Source organism: Streptomyces sp. NPDC092369, from assembly GCF_044755245.1.
GTDB lineage: Bacteria > Actinomycetota > Actinomycetes > Streptomycetales > Streptomycetaceae > Streptomyces.
Window position 1 is genome coordinate 90,151 of sequence record NZ_JBIVQP010000005.1, and the last position, 15,403, is coordinate 105,553.

Annotated in this window: 18 protein-coding genes and 3 pseudogenes; 7 read left to right on the forward strand and 14 right to left on the reverse strand. The window is 64.8% G+C overall.

The window, feature by feature from the left end:
* The first annotated feature begins 1 nt into the window (after nt 1).
* Complete coding sequence (locus ACIQI8_RS28680) at nt 2-475, forward strand: NUDIX domain-containing protein (RefSeq protein WP_402356239.1); 474 nt, start codon at nt 2-4, stop codon at nt 473-475.
* Here the strand turns inward: ACIQI8_RS28680 and ACIQI8_RS28685 are convergent.
* From ACIQI8_RS28685 to ACIQI8_RS28745, 13 genes and pseudogenes are all read right to left on the reverse strand, one after another.
* Nucleotides 463-1,029: an HD domain-containing protein gene (locus tag ACIQI8_RS28685; RefSeq protein ID WP_402356242.1), complete on the reverse strand. Its 567-nt coding sequence runs from the start codon at nt 1,027-1,029 to the stop codon at nt 463-465. The genes ACIQI8_RS28680 and ACIQI8_RS28685 overlap by 13 nt on opposite strands.
* Before the next feature lies 1 nt (nt 1,030).
* The gene (locus tag ACIQI8_RS28690; RefSeq protein ID WP_402356245.1) at nt 1,031-1,516 is read right to left on the reverse strand and encodes a GntR family transcriptional regulator; all 486 of its coding nucleotides are present in this window, start codon (nt 1,514-1,516) and stop codon (nt 1,031-1,033) included.
* Between the two features lie 317 nt (nt 1,517-1,833).
* A pseudogene (locus ACIQI8_RS28695) lies at nt 1,834-3,085 on the reverse strand (tyrosine-type recombinase/integrase).
* Between the two features lie 13 nt (nt 3,086-3,098).
* Nucleotides 3,099-3,335, reverse strand: a pseudogene (locus ACIQI8_RS28700) (excisionase family DNA-binding protein).
* Nucleotides 3,328-4,632, reverse strand: coding sequence for a replication initiator (locus ACIQI8_RS28705; protein WP_402357904.1), 1,305 nt, complete (start codon nt 4,630-4,632; stop codon nt 3,328-3,330). The pseudogene ACIQI8_RS28700 and the gene ACIQI8_RS28705 overlap by 8 nt, the downstream one beginning before the upstream one ends.
* A gap of 145 nt (nt 4,633-4,777) precedes the next feature.
* On the reverse strand, nt 4,778-5,023 hold the full coding sequence (locus ACIQI8_RS28710) for a SpdD protein (RefSeq protein WP_402356248.1): 246 nt from the start codon (nt 5,021-5,023) through the stop codon (nt 4,778-4,780).
* Nucleotides 5,024-5,048: 25 nt separating this feature from the next.
* Nucleotides 5,049-5,243 carry a hypothetical protein gene (locus ACIQI8_RS28715; RefSeq protein ID WP_402356251.1) on the reverse strand — a complete coding sequence of 65 codons (195 nt, stop codon included), beginning with the start codon at nt 5,241-5,243 and terminating at the stop codon, nt 5,049-5,051.
* 15 nt (nt 5,244-5,258) lie between these two features.
* Nucleotides 5,259-5,450, reverse strand: a complete 192-nt coding sequence (locus ACIQI8_RS28720; protein WP_402356254.1) for a mobile element transfer protein — start codon at nt 5,448-5,450, stop codon at nt 5,259-5,261.
* A gap of 2 nt (nt 5,451-5,452) precedes the next feature.
* Nucleotides 5,453-5,638, reverse strand: coding sequence for a hypothetical protein (locus ACIQI8_RS28725; RefSeq protein WP_402356257.1), 186 nt, complete (start codon nt 5,636-5,638; stop codon nt 5,453-5,455).
* Between the two features lie 12 nt (nt 5,639-5,650).
* A pseudogene (locus ACIQI8_RS28730) lies at nt 5,651-6,320 on the reverse strand (DUF2637 domain-containing protein).
* 85 nt (nt 6,321-6,405) lie between these two features.
* Nucleotides 6,406-7,797, reverse strand: coding sequence for an FtsK/SpoIIIE domain-containing protein (locus tag ACIQI8_RS28735; protein ID WP_402356260.1), 1,392 nt, complete (start codon nt 7,795-7,797; stop codon nt 6,406-6,408).
* A 137-nt stretch (nt 7,798-7,934) separates the two neighbouring features.
* Nucleotides 7,935-8,234 carry a DUF3027 domain-containing protein gene (locus tag ACIQI8_RS28740; RefSeq protein ID WP_402356263.1) on the reverse strand — a complete coding sequence of 100 codons (300 nt, stop codon included), beginning with the start codon at nt 8,232-8,234 and terminating at the stop codon, nt 7,935-7,937.
* Nucleotides 8,231-9,019, reverse strand: a complete 789-nt coding sequence (locus ACIQI8_RS28745) for a GntR family transcriptional regulator (protein WP_402356266.1) — start codon at nt 9,017-9,019, stop codon at nt 8,231-8,233. Before ACIQI8_RS28745 ends, ACIQI8_RS28740 begins: the two co-directional genes overlap by 4 nt.
* 107 nt (nt 9,020-9,126) lie before the next feature.
* Between ACIQI8_RS28745 and ACIQI8_RS28750 the strand changes: the two genes are divergently transcribed.
* From ACIQI8_RS28750 to ACIQI8_RS28775, 6 genes are all read left to right on the forward strand, one after another.
* Nucleotides 9,127-9,543, forward strand: a complete 417-nt coding sequence (locus ACIQI8_RS28750) for an NUDIX hydrolase (RefSeq protein ID WP_402357907.1) — start codon at nt 9,127-9,129, stop codon at nt 9,541-9,543.
* A gap of 46 nt (nt 9,544-9,589) precedes the next feature.
* Complete coding sequence (locus tag ACIQI8_RS28755; protein WP_402356269.1) at nt 9,590-10,024, forward strand: ATP-binding protein; 435 nt, start codon at nt 9,590-9,592, stop codon at nt 10,022-10,024.
* Complete coding sequence (locus tag ACIQI8_RS28760) at nt 10,024-10,401, forward strand: hypothetical protein (RefSeq protein ID WP_402357910.1); 378 nt, start codon at nt 10,024-10,026, stop codon at nt 10,399-10,401. Before ACIQI8_RS28755 ends, ACIQI8_RS28760 begins: the two co-directional genes overlap by 1 nt.
* A 138-nt stretch (nt 10,402-10,539) precedes the next feature.
* Nucleotides 10,540-11,976: an RNA-binding domain-containing protein gene (locus tag ACIQI8_RS28765; protein ID WP_402356272.1), complete on the forward strand. Its 1,437-nt coding sequence runs from the start codon at nt 10,540-10,542 to the stop codon at nt 11,974-11,976.
* A 1,005-nt stretch (nt 11,977-12,981) separates the two neighbouring features.
* Nucleotides 12,982-13,536 (forward strand): hypothetical protein, encoded by a 555-nt coding sequence (locus ACIQI8_RS28770; RefSeq protein WP_402356275.1) that lies wholly within the window; start codon nt 12,982-12,984, stop codon nt 13,534-13,536.
* 691 nt (nt 13,537-14,227) lie between these two features.
* Nucleotides 14,228-14,755 carry a DUF402 domain-containing protein gene (locus tag ACIQI8_RS28775; RefSeq protein ID WP_402356278.1) on the forward strand — a complete coding sequence of 176 codons (528 nt, stop codon included), beginning with the start codon at nt 14,228-14,230 and terminating at the stop codon, nt 14,753-14,755.
* A 29-nt stretch (nt 14,756-14,784) separates the two neighbouring features.
* On the opposite strand, the gene ACIQI8_RS28780 is transcribed toward ACIQI8_RS28775, so the two are convergent.
* A complete protein-coding gene (locus ACIQI8_RS28780; protein WP_402356281.1) occupies nt 14,785-15,270 on the reverse strand; it encodes a hypothetical protein in 486 nt (161 codons plus the stop codon).
* Nucleotides 15,271-15,403: the final 133 nt, after the last annotated feature.

A 15,403-nucleotide genomic window follows, 5' to 3' on the forward strand; every position in this document is an offset into this window, starting at 1 on the left:
CATGGGACGTATTGACTACCTGCACGACCCGGACGCCCCGCCGGCCAACTCGGTCGTGCCATCCGTGGTCGCGTTCGTACAGAACGATGCGGACCAGGTCCTGATGATCCAGCGGTCCGATAACGGACGTTGGGCACTGCCAGGCGGCGGGCACGACGTTGGGGAGTCCATCAGCGACACCGTGGTGCGCGAGGTGTGGGAAGAGACGGGGATCAAGGCGGAAGTCGTCGACATGTCCGGGATCTACACCGACCCCGGACACGTGATGCAGTACGACGACGGAGAGATCCGCCAACAGTTCAGCATCTGTTTCCGCGCCCGGCCGGTCGGGGGCGAGGTGCGAACGAGCAACGAGACGACGCAGGTCCGATGGGTCACCCCATCGGACCTGTCGAAGCTGGACGTCCACCCCACCATGCGTCTCCGGATCGAGCACGCGATGGACCGGACCCGCCCGACCCCTTACATCGGCTGACGCTTGGCGACGGCAACCCTTTCGAGTACACGTCCCGTGCTCGCCAGAATCTCCGGTTCAGCGCGGCGGATGAACGTACCGATCAGGCTTTCCGGCCCGTACCGTCCGGCAATCTCGTTCACCCTGTCCACGGGATTCGTGGAAGTGCCATCCGGCGTGGTGTTCATGTCGCAGTAGCAGAGAGCGTCGTTCAGGTGCGCACTCTCGCGAGGGAACTCCCCCTCCAACTCCTCACGCAAGCCACGCGCTTCGGCCTCCAGCCAGGCGCAAGAGTGATGCGCCACCAGGTGCACGATCCGCTCATCCGCGTTGGCGACATCTCGTAGGTAACGAGCACCGTCGAGCGGGTGAAAACCAGTCTTGGCGAGGTCGGGTGCGTAGCCAATGTCGTGCAGTACGGCCGCCGCTTCCAGCAGCTCGGCATCTTCTCCGAGGATGAGCGCAATCGTGCGCGCTCGCTCGGCTACACCAAGACAATGCTTCCAGCGACGCGGCAACGGCTCAGCCAGCAGGGACTCAGCCAAGGGGTACGCCCACTCCGTCAACTCCGTCAAGCTACGAACGCTCCTCTCGATCCGGCACGGCACGGACGGTCCGCACCTTGCCCTGCCCTCCGCTCACCAGCACGCCAGCGGTCTCCAGTTTGTCGAGCGCCTTTGTGATGGTCGGACGCGATACTCCGAACCTGGTGGCGAGGGTGGACGCACTAGGGAACGGTGCCCCGACTGCCAGTCGATCATCCGTGATGACAGCCGCGATCTGTTCTTCAAGTGGCCGGTGGTCCCGGGCATCCCCGGGCCTGACGACGCGCCAGCGTCCACCGGGTACTGGCTCCGCGTCGCCGCTCCTCCGAAGCATCTGGAACGCCCGCAGAACAACGCCACGTGATACGGCGTACGTCTCCATGAGGTCCGAGACCGAGGGCAGCGCTGTCATCCCCTGGTCATCGTCAATCTGGGTCTTCAACGCCTTCGCGATCTGTTGGAAGGTCCCACGCGGGCTCGCTGCCTGCGGCACTCCCCCTCCTAACCCGTACGGCATGGCATCGCAATGCCACAAGTGTTGCACTGATCAGCTCCCATGCTGAGACCTACTCCGAGCCGCATCTTGTCCTGGTCTTTGTCCAGTGCGCTGACGGACGCCACCGTTCACTGCCGTACGCGCACCCCTTCTGACCTGCCTCGCGAACCCCTACGAACGCCCCTGTACGGCCGCGCGGATAGTTGGAAAGCGTGTTGGGGGCAACCCCTCACGAGTTCGAATCTCGTATCCTCCGCCAGTGCCTCACCGGGCACGATGTCGAAGGGCCCCACCGTTCGCGGTGGGGCCCTTCGTCGTTGTCCGTCTCAGTTTCCGTCTCAGTTCGTCCCTGAGTCTCTTTTCGGGAGTTCCCAAAGAGCGTCGCCCACTTGCTGGGCAACCTTGCGGAGCATGGTTCCCGTCACGTGCATGTAGCGAGCGCGCATCCGGGCCGCTCCCCCGGGCTCCCCCCCCCATGATCGAGTCGACCACGACATCCGGGACGCCGAGGATCAGGAGGACGGTCGCGGCGGTGTGGCGAGCGTCATGGAGACGGCCGTTCCGTACGCCCGAGTCCCTGAGAAGCCGCTTCCAGGTGTGGAAGTCAGTGTTGGGGCTGAGAGGCCCGCCGACAGGTGAGGCGAAAACGTACCCCTTGCCCTCCCAGTCGACGCCGGCCGCGATGCGCTCCCGCTCCTAAGCCTCCTGGTGCTGCCGGAGAATCTTGATCAGCGGATCGGGCAGGCCGATGGTGCGCCGCCCGGCTCGGGACTTGGTGGACTTGTGTTCGCGCCGGGTCTGCTCCTTTTTGGGGCAGTAGCCCGCCTTACGGCCACACGGATCGGCACCGCAGCCGTGCGCGTACTTCGGGCGTAGCCGGTTCTTACGGATGCGGACGTATCCCGCGTCCAGGTCGACGTCTTCCCAGTGCAGGCCGAGCGCCTCACCTTGGCGGAGACCGAGCGCCAGGGCGACGACCCACCGCGCGCTGTTGCGGAGCTTGGCCGCCTCGACGAGGAGGCTCTGTACCTCCTCGATCGTGAACGGCTCGATGTCCTCCTCTTCGAGGCGGGGAGCTTTGGCGATCTCGGCCGCGTTGGTGACCACGTGCCCACGACGGACCGCCTCACCGAGGGCGACACGGATGGTCCGGTGAGCGTGGTGGGCGGTGCCGGCGGAGCTCCCGGACTCCTGCATCTTTCGGTAGAAGCGTTCGAGATGCTCCGGCTCCAGGCGGTCAAGCTTGTGGGCACCCAGGCCGGGGACGAGGTGGACCCGTACGTCGACCTCGTACCCGTCGTACGTGTTCTCGGAGACGTATGGCTTGGCGATGTTCTCGACCCAGTGCTCAAGCCAGGTCTGGACGGTCCATCCCTTGCCCGGTTTCCGGAGCTTCTTGTCGTCCCGGGCCCGTTCCATCTCGCGTACGGCCTTGGTCACTTCGGCTTTGGTCTTGCGCTCGATGTGACGGCGGTCGGGCTTGCCGTCGTCCTTGACGCCGACGGTCACTCGGCCGTGCCATTTGCCGTCCTTGCCGAAGTAGATGGACGAGGCGCCGTTGGGCTGACGAGTGCGTTTGGTCTCTGCCATATCGCGCCCCTCCTCAAGCCGCTTCGGCCGGACGACGGCGACGGAGTTGAGTCACGTATGCGCGCAACGCTTCGGCAGGAACTCTGCGGAGTCTGCCGACCATGACCGACTCGATATCGCCCGCGAGCACGAGCTTGAAGCACGTCGTACGGCCGATGCGAAGTCACCTTGCCGTCTCTTCGACGGTCAGCAGAACCAAGGACGGCTCGGCAGGCTCCAGGACAGCGGTGATGGCGCGCGGCTCAGCCACGGGTGGGCTCTCCTTCCGTACCGGGGGCGGGTTCGAGGGTCTCGGCGAGCCAGGTTTCGGCGGTGGAGAGGCCGGTGCCGGCGAAGACCCAATGGGCGAGGACGTACGTGGTGTTGGTGGTGGGGGTGTTGGCGGGTGCGGCTTGGGCGCGGCGCCATTCGGTGCGGGCGTCTCGGAGGGCGCCGAGGGTGGTGGAGTAGCGGCGGGATTTGGTTGAGAAGTGGCCGCGGAAGCCGAGCATGTGGGCCCAGGCGCGTAGGCGGAGGTGTTCGAGGTCCTTGCGGGCGCCGAGGGTCCATGCGGTGCGGATTAGGCGGCGGGCGTGGTCACTGATGTCGAGTTGGGCGAGTTCGGCGGCGAACTTGAGCGGGCGGTCGAGGGTGCCGCCGGTCGCGGTTTCGGTGCCCTTGGTGGCGTACTTGGCGATGTACGCGGCGACTGCTCGTTCGGTGAGTTCTTGGCCGTCGTTGAAGTCGGCGGATCGGATGGTGCGGACGTCGAGTTGGCGGCCGAAGGTGAAGGTGTGGGTGCGGCCGTCGATGGTCGGGCCGTCGATGCGGACCTTGGCCGTTGGGGTGCGAATGGCGTCGGTGAGCAGGTCGGCGGTGGCCCAGGGCGGCGGTGGGGTGTCGCCGCCGGCGGGGCCGTCGAGGCGGATGACCGCGTGAAAGTGGACAGCTCCGCGCTTCTGGTACTCGGCGACCTTCGCGAAGGACAGACGAGCGTGTTCGCGGAACCGGCGCTGCGAGACGCCTGCTCGCTTGGCGACTTCGCGGCGCAGGTAGGTGGAGAAGCGGCGCCAGAGTTGGCCGGCGTGGGCGTTCCAGAGGACGGCCGCTTCGTAGTCGTAGGTGTCCGGGTTGAGAGGCGTGCCGAGTACGTCGTCGTCCTGGTCGTGGTGGGTGCCGCAGCGGCAAGTACGGCTGCTGGATAGGCGGTTGTGGACGGGGCCGAAGCTCGGTGCGGTGAAGGTGGCGAACACACGCGGGTGCGCGGCGACTTGCAGCGGGATGCCCTTGCCGCCGCGCAGGCCCGAGGTGATCAGGTGGAAGGTGTCGCGGCGGTAGACCTCGGCGCAGGCCGGGCAACGGGTGGTGCGGCGGTTGTTGCAGCGGACGAGGAGTTGGCCGGCGGGGAGGGACGACGAGTTGAGGTGGTGGAGGATGCCGCCGATCTCGCCCGTCGTGGTATTGACGTCGTATTCGGTGCGGTGGCCGTCGAGGCGGATCGGGGTGGTGCAGCCGCCGAGGGTGGAGAGCTGGCGGAGGATACCGGGCAGCGTTCCTTGCGCGGCCAGGTTCGCGAGTTCGGGGAGTGGGGCCGGGTTGGGGCGGGTGAAGATGGCTTGCTCCTTCTGGCTGGCTCGGTCAGTAGGGATGGGCCCCGGGGCGGCGAAATGCTTGGGCGTGTACCGCCGCCCCGGAGGTCCAGGAGCGTTGCGTTTAGCGGCGGTTGTGGTCTCTGAGCATCGAGCGCAGGACCACGGCGGCGATGGCTACGGAGATGGCCGTGACGGCGACGGCCGCCAGGAGCGCGGTGAGGACGACTCCGCCGACGAGCACGACCGCGACCGTGTTCTTGTCGATCGAGACCGACGGGAGCGTGCGCGGTATCGGTGCCGGGTCGGTCGGGGCGTGGGTGTGTGCGGGCGGCGGGGTCGGGTTGTCTGGGTACTTGGGCAGGAACACGGCGAACCCTTTCTCATCTACTCGTCTAGTCGTGTGAGCCGTTTATGACGTCCACGCCGGAGCGCGTACCGGGCTCGATGGAGGGGGCCAGGAAGGTGTGCGAGAGCCAGAAGCCGAAGAGAGCGATCAGGACGACGACCCAGGTACGGACGCCGAGGAACTTGATCGCTCCCCAGGCGAAGAAGCCGAGGACGACGACGAGCGGCAGGCTGACGGTCACGGGTGCGGGATCCTCTCAGCGGACGGGGCAGCGGTGGGTGCGGGCGGCCAACTCGGCGGCGGCGCGGCTGTCGTAGTCGGTGGAGAAGCCGCAGCGCGGGGCGGTGCAGGCAGCGGTGTGTTTCTCCTGGCCACGGTTGTCGTAGTAGGTGCCGACCTGGACGGGGCCGATGCGGGTGACGTTGCGGAAGCGGCGGTTGGCGGTCACGATCAGTTCTCCTGTCGCAGGCTGGGGCCGGCGAATTCGAGCAGGATGCGGGTGGCTTCGGCTGGGTCCGAGGTTCGGTCTGCGGCCTCTTCGGCCAGGAGCCGGGCCAGCGTCGGGCGCCCGGCGGCGGCCATCTGACGGGCCGCTTCGAGGTAGTCGGCGACCGTGTTGAAGCAGAAGAGCGGCATGGTCTTCCTTGTTCAAGTGAGTTGGGCGGCGATGGCTTCGGCCATGGGGGCTGCAACGCCGAGGCGGCCGCGGAGAGTTGGTGTGTCGATCGGTGTGCCGGTCCGGGTGTGGTGCTCGGCAGCGACCTTGCGGGCGTGCTCGACCAACGCGGCCGGGACCGGGATTGCGGGACGCTCGGGCCGTGCCTCGATGGCCGGTTGGGCGGGTGCCGCCGGGGCGGGTGTCTCGGGCGCAGGGTCGGGCTCGTCCTCCTGGCCGTCAGCGACCTCGATGTCGTTGCCCGGTGTGGCCGGTGCGGAGTGGGCGAGGAGTGTCCCGCCGAGGAACGCCACCGCGGGCCAACCCGCGACGAGGATGCGCAGCCAGGCCGGCACGTGGTCCATGTCGAGCAGTCCGGCGGTGGCGACGTTCGCGCCGAGGGAGGCGGTGAGTGCGATGAGGAACCAGCACCACCCAGCCGCTTTCGCGTCGCCGGAGCGCAGTCGACGCCAGGGCGTCGCCGGAGCGCAGTCGACGCCAGGCGGCGACGAGCAGCAGATCAACGCTGACGGGATAGGCCCAGGCTTTCCAACCGCCTTGCCCAGCCGCCGAGGCGATGTCGTGGAGGTGGGCGAAGGAGAGCGCGGCGGCGATGAGCGCCTGAATGAGCACCGCGTCTACGCGGGCCAGTTGGGCGCGCATGACGGCTCCTTCCGGGTTCGGGCATGGGAGGGGTAGGGACTTGGCGTGAGGCGGTCACGCCGACTGGGGTTGGGGAAGGCGAAGATCAGTCGGTGACCGGGCGCGGCCGGACTTGCGGTGCCGGGGTCTCGGCCGGTCCTACGGGCACATCGGGCCGGAAGGGCTTCAGCGCGGCCAACTCGGGGACCAGGTGCGCGGAGCCACGGCAGATCTCGGCGGCGTCCCCGAGGGATAGGTACGGCGTGCGGATGCGGGACCAGCCGCCGGAGGTATCACCCGCGACGGCGAGACCGGGCCGTTCGGGAGCGATGGCGCAGGCTGCCATGACTGCTTCGGGGGCGATGTCGCCGAGCGCCATCTTGGCGGAGGCTTCGTCGTTGACGCGATGGCAGACGCGGCCAGTGAGTTGGGCGCGGAGCATGGTGGCGCCCTTGCCGAGTTCGGCGCCGAAGCGCTGGCCGCAGACCTCCAGGTAGATGCCAGCGGCGCGGCCGAGTTGGGCAAGGCGGATGAGTTGGGTGACCATCTCATCGCGCCGTTCCTCGTCCTTGCGGGTGGCGACGAGGAAGAGTTCGGCCACCTCGTCTACGAACAGGACGATGGGCACGGGGCGTTCGTGGTCGGGCAGGCCCCAGATGTCGGAGGTGATCTCCTCGTCGAGGGTGTTCGGGGCGATGCCCTGCCGAGCCTTGATCAGGTCGTACCGGTCCTCCATTTCCTTGACGAGCGCGGGCAGCAGGTCGGCTGCCTCTTCCGGGTCGGTGGCAAGCGCGGAGAGTCGGGCAGCGAACGGCGCCAGCTCGACGCCCCGCTTGCAGTCGATGCCGACCAGGGCGACGGACTGCCGAGCGAGTCCGGCAATGAGGTGACGGAGGTACATGGACTTGCCGGACAGCGTTGCGCCGAGGGTGAGTTGGTGCGGAACGGTGCGGTAGTCGCGTACGAAGGGCATGGCGTCCTCGCGGAGTGCGACAGGGATGCGCAGGTACCCGCTGTCGGCCTTGCGTGGCATCCGTACGCGTCTCAGGACGTCGTAGCCGACGAGCCGCAGTTCGACGACTCCGGGCTTGACCGTCGAGACGTAGACGGCGTGAACTCCCCAGGCGTGCCGCAGCCGTTCGGCGGAGGCGGCGACGTCGGCGGGTTCCTGGCCCGGGGCGAGGCGCAGTCGAAGTCGCAGTCCGGTCGAGGTGGGCCGGATGATGCCCCGGCGGGGCGGTACGGGCCGGACCTCACGGCGGGTGGTGGCTTTGACCGCGAGGACCCGCAGCCGGGACGGCGTCACGGTCAGGCCGCATGCCTCCATGACCGAGCCATACGAGCCGAGCAGCCGGGCCGTGGATATCGGCAGGCCGATCGTGGACCAGTACGCGGCCGGGCGCTTGGCCCGGGTGTAGGCGGCCCCGCCACCGAGTGCGGCGAGGGGACCACCCACCTCCAGAAGTAAGGGAGTTTTCCTATCTACTCGTCTATACATGCAGCAATCCGCGAACCCGATCTCCGGTTCGTGCGGACCAGCCTGCCACACAACTTGCCCACTCGTCTATACGAGTATGCACGTTGGGGTGTACGAGTTCGGGAGACGTCCCCGCGCACCAGTCAGACCACGCGAGTTCACCCGAAGGAACCGTCCTCCCGGGCGGTGAACAGCTCGCACCCGTCGTGCTCGAAACGGGCTTGTCCATCGAACGCGGAGCCGTCCTGTGTGCAGACTCCCCAGTCCCGTCCTAGCTCGCCGGTCAACGCGATCCAGAACCGACAGCCCCCGCACTGCGCGTCGTACCACTCGTCGCGATACCCAGGCTGACGAGTGGGCCTGTTCTGCACCTGCAACCAGCGCTCGTGACAGGCGTCGTTGTGCGCGCGATCGTCGCCCGTCCATGCTTCGCCGGGCACGACACGGTTCGCGCTCATGTCGCGGGGAGCTGATAGGAGAGGACGTACGCGTCCGCCGCCATGACCGTGTCGCACACCTCGACGGCCCGCCCCTCAGTGTCGAAGGCGGTGCGGATGAGGTGGATCACGGGCACGCCGGAGGCTAGCCGGAGTGTCTTGACCTCGGTGGGTGAGGGCATCCGGGCCCGGATCTCCTCTTCGAAGTGGTCGAGGCGGTGGCCGAGTTCTTCGAGGCGGGAGTAGATGCCGCCGGGACCGGGGTTGGGTTCGGCGATCTGGGTGCCGCGGGCGATGTCGAGGGGGAGGTAGGAGGCGGCGAACTCCACCGGCTTCCCGTCCAGCAGATAACGGCGCCGGCGGGCGAGCACACGCCGCACGGACCCGAGCCGCGCGGAGATGTCCTGACTAGCCTTCTCTTCCTTGACCTCAAGGCTGTCGACCTGAGGGTGACTGCCGGCGGCGTCGGCCTCGACGATGAAGGCTGACTTGCCCTGCTCGCGATGACGGCGGGCGAACCGGTCGGAGGCGAGGCGCCGGACAGGAGGTCGGGGCCGTACGAAGACGCCCTTGCCGTGCTCGGCGTGCACGAGCCCTTCCCCCTGGAGGATGGAGAAGGAGTTTCGGACCGTCATACGGGATACCCCGTAGTGGTCGACAAGGTCGGCTTCCGAGGGCAGCTTGTCGCCCTCGTGGAATCGCCCACGGTCGATGGCCTCGCGCAACTGGTCGGCGATCTGCCGGAAGACCGCACGATCGCTCGTGGGGTCGAGATCGCCGAGAAGGCCGGAGGGAAGGGGACTCACGCGTACTCCTTTAGGTATCTAGACGTGTGGGCGAGTGTTGTTGCTACGGTGGAGAGCCTAGCCATCCGAGAGGGCAGAGGAACGTGAGCACTGACCGTCCGCACTCCGTGAGCGTCGCCGGAGTCATCGTCGACGATCAGAACCGTGCCCTCCTGATCAAACGCCGTGACAACGGCAAGTGGGAGCCCCCAGGCGGCGTCCTCGAACGCGAGGAGACCATCCCCGAGGCCCTCCAACGCGAAGTCCTCGAAGAAACCGGCATCAAGATCGCACTTCCGGCGACCCTCACCGGCGTCTACAAGAACATGACGGGCCTGATCGTCTCGCTGGTCTTCCGCTGCCAGGCCGCCGACGGCGTCCCGACAACGGGCGATGAGACCCGCGCCCTGCGCTGGGCCACCCGCGAAGAAGTCTCCGAACTCGCCGACGAGGCATACGCGATCCGCGTCCTGGACGCACTCGACTCCACCGACGGGACATCCCCGCCGGCCATCCGCGCCCACGACGGCGTGAAACTCGTCTAGCCCGAACCCGCTGCACATGGCGGCCTACTAGCATGAAAGAACTTGTATGCACGAGTATACGAGTACGACCCGGGTCTGGGGACTCACTTGCCCAGGATTCCCGGAAGAGGTGAGCCGGGCCCGGCGCTGGACACGCGACATCCTGCGCGGCTCGCCACTGGCGGAGGACGCGGAGCTGATCGTGGGCGAACTGAGCGCGAACGCGATCTTGCATACGGCCAGCGGTCGGGAGGCGGGCAGTTTCCATCTGGCGCTTGCGGTGTCGACGCAGGTGATCGCGCTGTCGGTCACGGACGGCGGAGGAACCGGTACAGCCCCGAAGGTCGAGCACTTGGACCAGGAGGCGGAGCACGGCCGGGGGTTGGAGATGGTCAGCGCGATCGCGCACCGGGTCGTAGTCCACGACAACGACGGAGGCCGCACGGTCACCGCGGAACTCTTCGCACCCCCGCGAGCCGAAGGCGGAGGCCACGCGTGCTGATGGACAAGCCGCAACGCGGTTACTGGTGCGAGTGCCGGACCCAAGACCTCACCACGGGGGCGATGCCGGCGCTTCACGCCTCCTTCGACGCGTACTCCGCACCCCAGGCAGACAGATGGGTCGCGGTAGCGCTCCACACGATCTCACCGGCACTCGACCCGGACGCGTCCGAGGAGGTATGGGCCTGGCTATATGACGGCCGCATCGCGACAAGGAAGGCTCTCTTACGCGCCGAGCCTTGCACGGTGTCCGTCACCCAGGCCAGTACGCGCATCACGTGGACGATCCGCCCAGTGGTCTTCCTGCCCCTCGCGCACCGACAGTGCATCGAACTTCCAGCCTGCGCACACGACTTCAAGCTCCAGACGCCCGACTGAGTTACAACTTTCTCTACTGATTCAAGGCGGCTCGCTCCGCTCCCCGCGCGCGGCCCGACCCCCGGCCGGGCCTGCGCTCCTGTCTCCGCCCCGCTGCGGCTAGAATTCTCGCCTCGCCATGCGATGACAACCCGCCTTGTGCACGACGACCAGCTCTACGGGGGACTGATGGAAGAGCGAAACATCCCGCAATCAGAAGCCATGAAAATCATCGGAAGGCAGGAATCTCATTTCTGGGATTTCAAAAGCGCCGAATGTGACGGCAAGAAAATCCAAGAGATCGCGACAGCGCTCGCAAATGCCGAAGGCGGAGAATTCATCGTCGGCATCGAGGATGAAAAGCGGACGTCCGGAATTGATCGCTGGCAAGGCTTCGAAAATATCGAAGCCGCGAATTTCATCCATCAAAATTTGGTGAATGAAGCGCAGCCCCCAATCCCCTATGACATCGAGTATCTTTGGGTTAAAGGGACGCCGGAGCGCGGAGTGTGCTGCCTCGTCACGGTCCAGAAGAGTGCAGATGTCCACAAGACCTCTAAGGGCGATGTATACCAGAGGAGAGGAGCCCAGACCCTCAAGCTGACTGGCCATCGGATTGCAGATCTTTCCCTTTCAAAGGGAGCGAGGACATACGAAGACCAGCTTCTCGAAGACTACGAGCTGGACGAAATCAAGGAGGAGGAGGAGCTAACCTACTTCCTTTCAAATTACAGTCCCGCAACCTCGGCGGATAAATTCCTCTTTCGCCAGAGGCTCGTGTCGAAAAAAGACGGCAAAGCTACAGTTTCTGCCGCCATTCTGTATTCCGAGGAGCCAGCAGCCGTTGTGCCTAAGCGGTGCTCGGTGAAGATCGCACGATACGAAAGCAAAGAAGGGCCAGATCGCAAGTTTCTCAAGGGGACTCCACTAACCATTGATGGACCAGCGCGAGCCCTGATCGAACGCACTCTCGATGCGGTAGCAGAGATCATCGAGGCGGTCCCGGTTCTGGGGACGGACGGTCAAATGTCACCAGTGAAGTATCCACCAGAAGCCCTAAAGGAAATTATCGTTAACGCCGTAATCCATAGGGATTACAACATTTCCGACGATATCTTGATTTCAATCTTTGACAACAGGGTCGAGGTGAGAAGTCCTGGTCGACTTCCCGGCCATATGACGACCGAAAACATCTTGACCGACCGATTCGCCCGCAACCCTAGCATTGTACGACTGTTGAACAAGTATCCAGATCCACCGAACAAGGATATCGGCGAGGGGCTCGATACCGTGATGAGCGCAATGAAGGCGGCAAAACTGAAGGAACCTAAGTTTGTCGTCGACGACAACGCTTTCGTCGTCATTCTCGCCCACACACCGCTCGCGCGACCTGAAGAGCTAATTCTTGAATATCTGCGTAACAATGTCGAGATTTCCAATAAGGTTGCACGATCACTTACCGGTATCGCATCGGAAAATCGCGTGAAGCAAGTGTTCTATAAATTGAAAAAAACAGGCATGATTGAGCCTGTCCCTGGCAGGGTTCGATCGCAGTCTGCTTGGCAGCTGACGGAGAAGGGGAAGCGCGGGAAATAGCCGCTGGTTAACGAGATCCATCCTCCCTTTCAGAGGCCTCATCCTTGCGGTCTCGCGTTCCCGTCCCTGCCGCTGCGGCTTGCTCTGGCCGACGTCACTGGCAGCGTGGCTGACGCCGGTGGGGGTGCAGCGAGGCACACGCGCGCCTGATCGGTCGGCGCACCCGCCGCCGTGGCTGACTTTCGTCGGCTGAGGTTCGTTCCGCAACCGTGCCAGGTCGTGCGGGGAACTGGAAGCTGGCCTGTCAGATCACACAGCCGCTCCGCCGCAGGTCAGCTAGGCGAACCACCCTTGAAGAACCCAAGCCCCAAGCTCAAAGCGTGCGCGACGCTGTGTGGTGAAGCGTCGATAGGCCCGCAACGCTGCCGAGGATTTCCGGGTGACTGATGACGATCTCGTTCTGGCAATCCGCACGCACGCGGCCGGCCGGAGCGCAGTAGAATGCGTGGACTGAGGATAGCTAGGCACGCCTGGGGGTTGAATGAAGTGGGAATTTGTCGTTCCCGGAATCCCGTTATCATTTAACGCCCCAAATCCGGGGAAGAAGAACTGGATCGAGAAGGTACGAAGATATGCCATGGTGAACCTTCCCGGTAGTGGGTTCCCCGTCTTGCAGGACGTAGGTGTCTCTGTGACGTACTTCCATACGAACACGCCACTGGACGTCGATAACATGCTGAAGCGGATAGTCGACGGCATGTGGCCCGAAGTTCTATTGGATGACAATCAAATTCAAGACATCTCCAGCTCTCGTCGAGATATGTCAAATGGGCTAACCCTTCGCAACCCGCCACCGATTATTCTCCCACATCTCGCTCAGGGCGACCCATTCGTTTATATAGCCGTCTTTGAGCCTATGGATCAGGAGGCGCTTCCATGGATCGGCAAGAGGTAGTTAGGTCCGCTCTCCAGGCGCGCGAGCAAGATCTTCCTGAAGGCTGGGTGATGCACTATGAACCTAGTCCTGAACTTCTACCCGAACCTTTCCGAGCATCAGGTAGGCGAGTGGACGCCGCCGCAATTGGACCTGATGGTGGTGTTATCTTTGAAGTCCTCTTTAAGCGTGACGCCGCGTCCCGCGAAAAGGCCGCAGCCCTTGCAGGGTTCCAGAAGAAACTCGTAGAATATGCAAATTGGGACCTCCAGGTAATCCTTCTCCCCGCACCTCGCGCGCGACTCGTCGACTCAGAGAACAATCATCGGATTCTGGAAGCTGCTCGTGTTCTTGCTGAGCAGGCTGATGCTTCCGGGAGCGAGGAGATAGCAAAGGGAGCCTATACGCTTGCTTTCTCTGCCTTGGAATGGGCGCTGGCAAACTGGGCCAAAAAGGTTGACATTGACTATAGGCCCAATGCAAGCCAATTGGGGGCCTCCCTTGTTTCCGAGGGGCTGATTACAGAGGAACGGTACGAGGAAATCCGACAGTTGCAGGATATTCGAAATTCAATCGTGCACGCCCGCAGCCTTAGCGTTCCTATTACGGGCGCATCAGTGGTCAAAGTCGTCAATATTGCTGAGTGGGCAGCCAGGCGAAGCGAGCACACGATTCCGCTCGACTGATCGCCCGTCAGCCACGCCGGGTGCTCGAACAGCGCGGTCGCAGAACGAGGACGCCGGCGGCAGCGCGGCAAAGACAGCGGACAGCCGCAGCACCCGACAGTCCGGCTCGACGGAGACTCAGATCTACCGAGCCGTGTTCCGCTGACCTGAGCGGTCTGCGACGAGAGCTATACCTTCGACACTCGCCTCCGGTCTGAGACCACCAACGCCGAGAGCACCGATCGCCTCATCCCACCTGGGGAAGGGTGAAGCGAACGCCCTCGGGCCACCGTCTCAGTTTCCGTCTCATTCAGCCCCGTCCACGGCCGTTCAGCGAAGGCCACACGCCCGACTCGCCACGCGGGCCAACCACCCATGAACTCAGGTGAACGCTCCCGAACAACACCCACCACGCCACCCCCACAGTTGGAAAGCGTGTTGGGGGCAACCCCTCACGAGTTCGAATCTCGTATCCTCCGCCAGTGCCTCACCGGGCACGATGTCGAAGGGCCCCACCGTTCGCGGTGGGGCCCTTCGTCGTTGTCCGTCTCGGGTTGATCACGGCGTCGGGGACGCCAGGGATCAGGAAGACAGGCGCGGGGGTATGTGGCGGACCTCGCGTCCGCGTCGACGTTTCCCCAGTCCAGGCTGAGCTCCTCATCTTGGCGGAGACCGAGCGGTAGGGCTACAGAGCCACCGCACGCTGGGTAGCGTGCTCGACGTGATCGCAGGCAGCGCTTCCGTACTGGTCGATATTCGGAAGTACGACGGAAGTCTGAGCGCGCTGTGGACTGCTGCTCGGCTGGGTGAGGACGAGCACGGCGTGTGGTTGGGCACGGCGCGGGGTGTTCCCGTCAGTTCGGCCGGGGGTAGTTGGACCAGCCGGTTCGCGTACGTGATGGTGGTCCCGCGTGGTGAGTGGTGGACTGCTACGTTCTGTGTGGCTCCGGGTCCCGAGATGTACTGCGACGTGTGCACGGTGCCTGAGTGGAACGCGGACGGGACCGTCCTGCGCACAGTGGACCTTGATCTCGATGTCGTACGGCCTCATGGTGGCGAAGCCCGTATCGAGGACGAGGACGAGTTCGCCGAACACCGATTGCGCTACGGCTATCCCGACAGCGTCATCGGCAAGGCTCGGCAGACCTGTGCCTGGTTGATGGAGGCGGGCTGTCGCGATGGTGACGGCGTCGAGCCCTTCGCCTCGGTGTACCGCTACTGGCTCGACCTCATCGAGTAGGCCGGGGCGAGCGCCCTCTCGCAGTGTGCCTACCTGATGGGCGGGGCAACTGCTAACTGCATGGTGCGAGTTGAGCCTGCTTCGATGACGGTTTCGGTGACGATGGTGGGGTCGATGCTGGATTCCTCTGCGACTGTCGTCGCCCAGAAGTTCCCCCAGGTCGCCGCCCAACTGCTGGCCAAGTCGCCGTCGGACTCGGAGTCGGAGTCGGAGTCGAGATTCTCGGGCTTGTCCGTGATGCCGTAGGCGTCGAGGGGCCGTCGTTCCACCCCGAACGGTTCGCCGAGAGCCGGCTCCGGACAGTCAGTGATCCAACGCCTGAGGATCCGTCCTCGTTCGGCGATCAACCATGCTCCGCCGGTGTTCTGCTCGCTGTGGAAGAAGAGTTGGGCTCTGCCGAACTGTGCGTTCAACGGACGTGCCGGGCGCGTGTCAGATCTCTTCTCGGAGCGCCCGGCGCTCACGAGCGAAGTGATGCATTCGTCGAGCACGATCGGGGGCCCCTCGCTGTCCATCGCCTCCGCTGGGCTCCGTCTCACTCTCCGTCAGGTTCCCGAGGGGAAGGGGCAACGCAGTTCGCCGTAAGTCGTACGGCTTGTCGGGAAGAGCGGTAGAACTTGGCTTCGCACCTTCGTGGGTGATCGTCTG